This is a genomic window from uncultured Chitinophaga sp., from assembly GCF_937874145.1.
Classification (GTDB): Bacteria; Bacteroidota; Bacteroidia; order Chitinophagales; family Chitinophagaceae; genus Chitinophaga.
The window spans coordinates 1-8,658 of record NZ_CALNBI010000397.1; the positions used below are offsets into that span (position 1 = coordinate 1).

Below are 8,658 nucleotides of genomic sequence, written 5' to 3' on the forward strand. Positions count from 1 at the left end.
GCAGTGTTCCAGATATCTCCCGCTCCGAATCGCAGTTATGGTTGCTGTATTTGTGTGGAACATATATGCGGTTGGGCTGCGAGGCGATCCATATCGGGCAGGTCAGCCTCATGGGAATGGCCGACCGGGACTGGGCGGCCTGGGACGCCTTCCTGGTGAAGGTGCGGAAATTCGCCAGGACCAACACCCGGCGGGGCTGGATTTTGCTGGATGCGCACACGCCGGACGGAGGAATGGTGGCTAAAGGTAAAAGCCTGCTCGATTTCAATTCCTTCCCGCTGCGGATCAAACCGGTGGTGGGAAAGCCGATGGAAGGCTACCTGCAAGCCGGCTACCTCGACGCATTGTACCGCCGCAGCAAAGGCGGGCAAACGCCATCGGGCTGGCGTTGCGCGTCGCTGCCGTACCTCGTGGAATTCGACAACTTCGGCATCAGCAGAACGCCCGGCGTGGCGGATACCACTTCACATTACATCTGGGGGTACGATGAAATTTCGTGGTTCTGCCTTCAACCCGAAAAATACCGCCAGCAATGGCTGCGATATGCATACGACTGGCTGAAAAAGAATGACAGCAACGGATTCCTGCAAATGCCCGTTTCCCGCGTAATCACCACGCAAAGAGGGAAACCCATGACCCGCAACCGCGGCAACACCAGGTCACCGCAGTGCCCGGAGGGCCTCAATCTCGAAGAAACCATTTACCAGATCTGGCACAAACCTTAAACCGCCGCCCATAAGCCCCAGGCAGCGAGCGCCGCGATGGCCGTATTCATGAAATTCACCGCATCATTGCGGATAATGCCTTTCCGTTCCAGCGTGGCGCCGAGGATGGAGTCCGCCAGGTTGCCGGTCGTGCCGGCAGCGGTGATGATCAGCCCACCCGTCAAACCTCCGCCGAAGGCGGAATAAATACTGGCGATAACGGCCGATGCGATGATACCCGCGAGGGTGCCTTCAAGGCTCACGACGCCGTCGAGGCCATTTGCTTCGCGCCGGAAAGTGAGGATATTGATGAAGCGCCGGCCGTACAGGGTGCCTAGCTCAGAAGAAACCGTATCCGCTGAAGCGGAAGCCAGGGCCGCGGCCAGCATGATAGGATAAGGCAACACAGGCCCCTCTCCCGCCGCCATCAGCAGCGATAACAAAGCCGCCATTCCGCCGTTGGCGAACACCTGCCCGGCGTTGCGCCGTTGCTGCGCGCCGCCACCAACCGCTTTGCGGGCTTTGCCATGTGCCGTGGCGACGACGCCCATCCCGAAAAATGCGAAAAGTACCGCCAGGCCGAAATACCCGCTTCCGAAGAAAACGATGATCCCCGTCAACCCCGCGGCCACGGCGCCCGCCCGGGTCAGTTTGCCCAGCCGGTAAGCCGCGAAGGCTCCGGCGCAAAGGGCGGCAATAACGAGGATATATTCCGGCATAGCGGCAAAGGTAATAGAAAAAGGCCGCCCCAGAAGAGGCAGCCTCCGATTCATCATTATCAATTGTCAGTAAAAAATGTCTACAGTGGTTTGCGCGTCACGTTCTTCAGCTGTATCGTTACCGTGTACTTGCCCCGCTTCCAGAAACGCTGGATGAAACGCGGGTTGGAATGGTAACCATTGTACGCGGGATCATCGTAGATGCAGGCATCCGCCGCGATCCGGTAGTAAACGTTAAAACCGTTGCCGGCGCTGACGAAGGGGAACGGCGACTGGAACACCGGATACACCAGCTTGTCGTCGAACATATCCGGTTTTACGGTATAGGTCTCGAAAGTCTGGAGGAAAGTGCTGCCGCTGGGGCGTTTCAGGACTTCACCGCGCTTAGGGTTGAACGGCGTTCCGTGCTTGTCGAGGAAATACAGCGTGATGTTGAACTCGTCAGACACTTCGCGCTTGATGTCGATGCTGTAAGATTCCGCGCCCTGGCCTTTGGTCACCGATTCCTGCCCCTGCTTCATCAGTGGGTTGGAATAGGCGCCGTTCATGGCTTTCAGGTCCTGGAAGGCCACCGTGTCTTTCAGGATAAACTCGCCGAACCTGGGGTACAGCTTCGTCCTTTTGACGTTGGAAATTTCCAGGTCGAATACGTAATGCCCCGAAGGCAGGTTGTCAGTGGTATAGTTGGTGTAGATCTGCCCGCTGGTAGGCTCGATGTTCACCGGGTAGGCATCCACCATCTGCATTTTGGACAGGATTTTTTCCTTGGTGGAATCCAGCGTGAAGTTCAGGGCGGCTTTCCAGGTTACCATGGGGTAGCGTTTGAGGAAGAGCTCGTCCATATTCTTGCCGGTGGCCTTGTCGTACACATGCACCAGTTTGAAGTTCAGCGGGCGCGTGGAGCCGTCGGGGTTTACGCCGATGCCGCGGTATTCCCATCCTTTGGGAATCACGACGGGGTTCAGTTCGTAGTAGAGGTTATCGCTCATGTAACCGATCTCGTCTTTCTTGCAGGCACCCATCAGCGAAGCGGCGAAAAGCCCTGCCAGTATATATTTGATCTTGCGTAAATTCATGTCAGGCATACTTTAATTGGTTCCGAAATACAGGGAAGGATTGCCGCTTTCGTACCCGCCTGGGTTTTGCAGCACGAAGAGCATTCCCGTGTTGGTGATGATGCCGGAAGTCTGGCAGTACGTTTCCATGTTGCCGATCCGGTAGTATACGATCCTGGGGTAGATGCCCGTTGCGGGGTTGTACCCGAGCTGCTCGGATTTCACTTCGCGGTAGGATACCTCAGCATCAATGCCGGGGAAAGTCGTAGGCATGGCCTGCCGTTCTTCCTTGAGCGCGCTGTACGGGAGGCTTCTTTTCACGATGTGGATGCGGATAGAATCCCTGAAGCCCTGGAGATGGTATTTGATCAGCGTGTCGATGGTATACGATTTACGGGCGTCCATGGCCTGCACTTGTGCATGACGGGCGCTGAGCTGCTTCTGGATGTGATAGTCGGTGGGCGCGAAGAAGCTGATCCCGCTTTCGTTTACGACGTCCTGGATGCCGGCTTTATCGATGAGGAGGCAGAGCGTGTCGAACAAGGGGTTCTTGCGCAGGTAATCCAGCGTGGTCATATCCACTTTGGCGTTGTGTGTTCCGCCGCCAACGATATAGTCGTCTTTTTTGCATGCCGTCATGAAAACGCCGGCAGCTATGATGATGATTCCGATGATCTTTTTCATGTGCATGGTTTTAGTGGGTGGCCCAGTAATAGTTTTGGGTGAGTTTGTCGTTGTTCGGCTTGAGGGCGCGCATGTTGATAGGCCAGTAATAACCCTTCTGCTCCCAGCGCTCGCCTTTGTACACCGCAATCCTTTCGGTCAGCAGCCCGGTACGGATGAGGTCGTAGAAGCTGGCGCCTTCGCCGAGGAGCTCGCGGTGCCGCTCGTCGAGCAGGTAATCCTTCACGGACGCATCGATCGCCGGATCGTAGTGGCGGCCTTTGCGGAGGTCGGCCACGGTGTACGCGGTACTGAGGGCTTCGGCCTCGCGGTTGAGATTGGCGAGGGCTTCGGCTTTCAGCAGCACGATATCGGCGAGGCGGAATAAAACGAGGTTGTTGTTGGCATAAAGGCCCACTTCGTTTTTCGGATCCCTGAAGCTGACGTTGCTGTATTTGGTGAGGATGAATTTATTGGGCGTCCAGGTCGTATCCGTAATATCATCAGGATTCACCTTGATCAGGTAATCCCGGAAGATGAGATCGCGGAACCGCAGGTCGGTGGTGGTATCCGGGAACAGCGGCGTCATGTCTTTATAGAAATCGACTTCCGGCGTCATTTTTACCACCCTGGCGAGGATGAGCTTGTTGATGCCGTTGTGGTCTTTTGTTACAGGTACCTGCAGGATGGAATTGAAAAACCCGGAAGACTCGTCGAAAGTCGGGTTGAAGAGCATGGGCAGCTCGAAGATGGATTCGGAGGAACCGCCGTCCCAGAGCTTCTTCAGTTCCGCGGCATCCTTCGCCAATGCGAATTCGTTGGAATTGATCACGGCATCGGCTGCAGTGAGCGCCGTGGCGTAATCATGTGCCCAGGCGGCCACGTGGGCTTTCAGGGCGTAGGCGGCATATTTGCCTGCGCGAACCACGCCTTCGGGATGGGTATCGTCGAGGTATGCAAGGGCGCTGTCGATATCCTGGCGGATCACCTTGATCGCTTCCGCATCCGTGCTGCGGGCGATGCTGGGCGGGTTATCGAGCTCGCTTTCCTGGAGGGGCCTGAGGCGGATCACCGGCTCACCCCAGGTGCGCAACACCTGGAAGTACGTATACGCCCGGATGAAAAACGCTTCCCCGCGGAGTTGGTCGCGCCGCGAAATGTCCTCCCAGCCGCTTTCCGGGATGGTGGGGATTTTCTCCAGCGCCAGGTTCGCCTGGGCGATCACGTCGTAGAAGCGCGACCAGTCCCACAGGGAACCTTCGAGGTAGGGGGCGTATCCAAACCGGAAATTGCCTCCGCGGATCAGCGATGCGTAATTCCACTCACCGTTGGTATAAATATCCGCCGCGAGCTCGCTGAAGGTAAAGAAAGCGTTCTCGTTGCGCACTGCTTCGCGCAGCAGGTGGTAAGCGCCCGCCACCGATTGGTCGGCCGCCTTCTCGTTCACCCAAAAAATCTCGTCGTACGAGTTGTTGATGGGCGATTCATACAGGTACTTCCGGCAACCGGGCACTACGGCCAGCATCGCGAGGAGACATGCATATATACTGATTCTTTTCATTGCTTTACTTTTCAAGATTTGCCATTAGAATTTAACATCCAAGCCCATGGTGAACTTGCGCGGGATCGGGAATCCCGAGCCGTTGTACACGCCGAACACATTCACCTGCTCCGCATCGGGCACATCCGCCGCCTGGAACATCACCAGGTTGTCTACCGTTCCGTAAACCCGGATGTTGGACACCTTCAGCCTGCGCGTCACCTGGCCGGGAACGCTGTAACCGAGGGTCATGAACTTCACTTTCAGGTAATTGCCGTTTTCGTTGAACATCGTCGAGAAAGGCAGGTACTGGTAGAAGTAACCGTAAGGGCTCATCGCCGGGTAATCCGCTTTGTAGTCCTCCCCTTTCTGCGCCAGCTCCGAAGGCTTCCAGTAGTTCAGGCGGTCGAGGTTCGGCAAACGGCGCGCGGCAAAGCTCTGGTCGCCGCCGCGGAAGGTATTGTCCAATTCGTTCGACATCTGCATGTTGATGATATCGCGGCCGAGGGTGAAGGTGGTAGCGATGGACAGGTACCAGTTCTTATACTGGAAATCATTCACGAAACCGCCCGTCAGGTAAGGGTTCGGATTGCCGGTAGCCGCCAGGTCGCCGTAGGGATCGCCGCGGTCTTCATCGGACCATACATCCCAGTCGCCATTCAGGTCGTGCCAGATCGGGTAACCCGGGATTACTTTGTTGTATGTTTTGAAGTACGTGATCATCTGTCCGTTCACCGGGTTAAAGGGAATCTCGTTGTAATTGTTATACACGCCGCCATACAGCATTTGCGCCATCACATAAATGGGCTTGCCGATGGTGAATTCGCGCCCGATCCCGAAGTTGTCGGTCTGGTAGAACGTTTTGTTGTTATACGGCAGTTTGGTGATCTGGTTCTTGTTGATGGAGAAGTTCAGGTTCGTGCTCCATTTCAGTTTCGAGTTGTCGGGCAGGTTTTTGGTGATAACGGCTACCTCGAACCCGCGGTTGCGCACGTTGATGTCGTAGTTGGCCGTCAGCTTGTTGTACCCCGCCCAGAAAGGCATGGCAAACGTGTTGAAGTCGCGGCCGGCCATTTTCTCGTAGTAATCCACCGTCAGGTTGATGCGGTTGTTTTTGAACAGGAACGTTTCAAACCCGATGTTGAACTGGCGGCTGCTCGACCAGGTGAAATTTTTCTTCGTGATGCCATACCCGTTTTCATAATCAGGCAGGTAAGCGGCGGTGCCGTTATAGTACCCCGGGATGTTGAAACGGTTGTAGGGCGCGTAGAATTCATAGAACTGCTCACCCGAGGTACCATAGCTACCGCGGAATTTCATGTAACTCACGACAGAAGTAAGGGGCTGGAAGAAGGGCTCTTCGGAAAGCACCCATCCGGCGCCCACCGAATAAAATTTACCCCATTTGCTGTTCGGGCCAAAACGCGAGGAGGCATCTGCACGGTAGCTGCCCGACAGCAGGTAACGCTCTTTGTAATCGTACTGCACCTGCCCGATCCACGACAGCAGGCTGGATGCGCTGTAATCGGAATACACGCGCTTGTCCTGCTGCGCCACGTTCCCGATCACCTTGATATCATCGCTGGGGAGGTTGTAACCGGTCCCCTCCATCTTGGTACCGATATCGCGCTGGAAGCTCTGCCCGGCTGTCAGGTATACATGGTGGTCGTTCGCAATGGTCTGGCGATAGCTGAGCGCGTTGTCCACGAAATAAGTATTGTAACCGCCGTTGAAGGAAGTAGCCCGGTTCACACCGTCGGCATCCAGGTCGGAAGGCATGAAATATTCACGCTTGTTGTTGTTGACGCTGGCGGAACCCATGAAACGGTATTCCAGTCCTTTGACGATGTTATACGTCAGCCCGAGGGAAGCAACGATCTGGTCGTTGATGTTCACGTCGCGGAGCTTGTCGTACTGATCGGTATACGCTTTGGCTTTCTGGGGCGTAATGTATAGCAGTGAAGAAGGCAATGCGTGAAGATCGATCGGGAGGGGCGACTCGTAGCGGTCTTTCCCGAGGCCGCGCTTGCGGTCCATCCGGCTGAGGCTCAGGTTGGTGTAACCGCTGAGCTTGTCGGAGAATTTGAAGTTGAGGTTGCCGCGCAGCGCGTAGCGTTTGAAGCCGGTATTGCGCACCACGCCGTCTTCGTTGTAGTAGTTGGCGGAGATGCGATAATTCATTTTATCGGTTCCGTTGCTGACTGCGAGGTCGGCATTGCCCATGTTGCCGGAGCGGAGGAACATATCCTGCCAGTCTACGGCGTTGTTGAAAGAGGGGTTGAGGCTGTCTGTCAGCACCACGGGCAGTTTCGCCTGGTTGGCATATCCGCCGTATTCCTTGAGGATGTCGAGTTTCTGTCTTCTTTCCTCGGTGCCTGTTACGGTTTCGAGGAGGCGGGGGCGGGAAACGATGCCATGGTAATAGTTCAGGCGGAATTCCGGTTTGCCTTCCTTGCCACGGCGGGTTTTGATGACGATGACGCCGTTGGCGCCGCGGGATCCCCAGATGGAGGTGGCGGCGGCGTCCTTGAGGACCTGCATGTCTTCGATGTCGTTAGGGTTGAGGCCGGCGATGGCGTTGGTCTGCGTGCCGTCGAAACCCATCATGTCGTCTACGTTCATGGGAACGCCGTCGATCACATAGAGCGGGGTGCTGAGGGCGCGGGCTTCGTCGAGGTTGAGATTGACCCTGGAGTTGCCGCGGATCACGAACGTATTGCGGACGCCGGGCTCGCCGGTGAAGTTCTGCACGTTCACGCCGGTAACGCGCCCCTGCAGGAGGTTCTCAAAGCTGGGCGCGGGCAGGTTTTCCACTACGTCGCCTTTCACGGAGGAAATGGCGGTGGTGGAGGTTTTACGCGTCATGGTCTGGTAACCTACCACCACAACGTCTTTCAGGCTCTGGGCGTCGGCCTGCATGGTGACGCGGATTACATCGCGGTCGGCTTTCACGACCGTTTTAGCGTAACCCATGAAAGTAAATTCGAGGGAGGGATTGGCGCTTTTGAGGGTCAGCGAGAATTTCCCCTCGGCGTCAGAGGCGGTACCGTTGTTGGTACCCGATTCCCTGATGGAGACACCTGGCAGTGCCTCCCCTTTGGCATCCTTCACTGTACCGGACACCTTTCGGTCCTGAGCCAGGGCAACGGCATAGGTTGCCCATAGCAGGACCAACAAAAAGAGTAGCTTCTTGGTCATACAATCTTGATTGATAAAACGTGTAACGATGAAAAAGTTGCAAGGATGTGCACATCTCTTTGCAAACTGTATAATGGAAAGGTATAAGTTTTAAATATTTGTTAAAAATACCTCCAAGTATTCGTGATAATCTCGTTACATTTCTTCGATCAGGATTAGTTTACCTGTTTCAACAATTATCCAAAATGATGTATCAACCTGATTTTCAATTTATTACATAAAATACACAAAATAAAGTGAAAAAACGAGTTTTTCGTACTTTAATATACTATCAGAAAGCGTGAATCTAATATCAACTCAAATATCTATGCATGACAATGCAATGACTTTCTACCGAAAGATATGGATCTCGACTTCGCCGTTTTCCTTGATAGCACCGCGGTACATGCCGGCGGTATTAAAAGGCATGGCGATGCGGCCCTGCCGGTCGATGGCGATCAGGCCGCCGTCGCCTCCCAGTGCAGGTACTTTCTTCATAATCAATTCGTTCGCCGCGTCGCGGATGCTCATTCCTTTATATTCCATCAGGTCGCAAACGCTTTTGGCGACCACCAGCCGGATAAAATACTCACCCCAACCCGTACACGAAACGGCGCAGGTAGCGTTATCGGCATAAGTGCCCGCCCCGATCACCGGCGCATCTCCCACGCGGCCGTACCGTTTGTTGGTCATACCACCGGTAGACGTCGCCGCCGCCAGGTTACCCTGTTTGTCCAGCGCCACAGCGCCCACCGTCCCGAATTTATAATCGCGGTGCTCCGCCCCCAGCCTCGCCGCAG

General features: G+C 55.3%; 6 protein-coding genes and 1 pseudogene. 1 reads left to right on the plus strand and 6 read right to left on the minus strand.

Translation table 11 applies throughout. The annotated features are described in order from the left end of the window. Positions 1-725, plus strand: a pseudogene (locus Q0510_RS19265) (hypothetical protein); the annotation flags it as partial. On the opposite strand, the gene Q0510_RS19270 reads toward Q0510_RS19265, so the two are convergent. The 6 genes from Q0510_RS19270 to Q0510_RS19295 all read right to left on the minus strand — a co-directional run. Then, positions 722-1,423, minus strand: a complete 702-nt coding sequence (locus Q0510_RS19270) for a DUF92 domain-containing protein (RefSeq protein ID WP_298715416.1) — start codon at positions 1,421-1,423, stop codon at positions 722-724. The pseudogene Q0510_RS19265 and the gene Q0510_RS19270 overlap by 4 nt on opposite strands. A gap of 80 nt (positions 1,424-1,503) precedes the next feature. After that, on the minus strand, positions 1,504-2,499 hold the full coding sequence (locus Q0510_RS19275) for a DUF5007 domain-containing protein (protein ID WP_298715419.1): 996 nt from the start codon (positions 2,497-2,499) through the stop codon (positions 1,504-1,506). Between the two features lie 12 nt (positions 2,500-2,511). Then, the gene (locus Q0510_RS19280; RefSeq protein WP_298715421.1) at positions 2,512-3,162 is read right to left on the minus strand and encodes a hypothetical protein; all 651 of its coding nucleotides are present in this window, start codon (positions 3,160-3,162) and stop codon (positions 2,512-2,514) included. Positions 3,163-3,172: 10 nt separating this feature from the next. Continuing rightward, positions 3,173-4,702 (minus strand): RagB/SusD family nutrient uptake outer membrane protein, encoded by a 1,530-nt coding sequence (locus Q0510_RS19285; RefSeq protein ID WP_298715423.1) that lies wholly within the window; start codon positions 4,700-4,702, stop codon positions 3,173-3,175. A gap of 24 nt (positions 4,703-4,726) precedes the next feature. Then, positions 4,727-7,879 (minus strand): SusC/RagA family TonB-linked outer membrane protein, encoded by a 3,153-nt coding sequence (locus Q0510_RS19290; protein ID WP_298715425.1) that lies wholly within the window; start codon positions 7,877-7,879, stop codon positions 4,727-4,729. Between the two features lie 330 nt (positions 7,880-8,209). Continuing rightward, positions 8,210-8,658, minus strand: a 449-nt coding sequence (locus Q0510_RS19295) for an isoaspartyl peptidase/L-asparaginase (RefSeq protein WP_298715427.1), incomplete at its 5' end; no start/stop codon positions are given.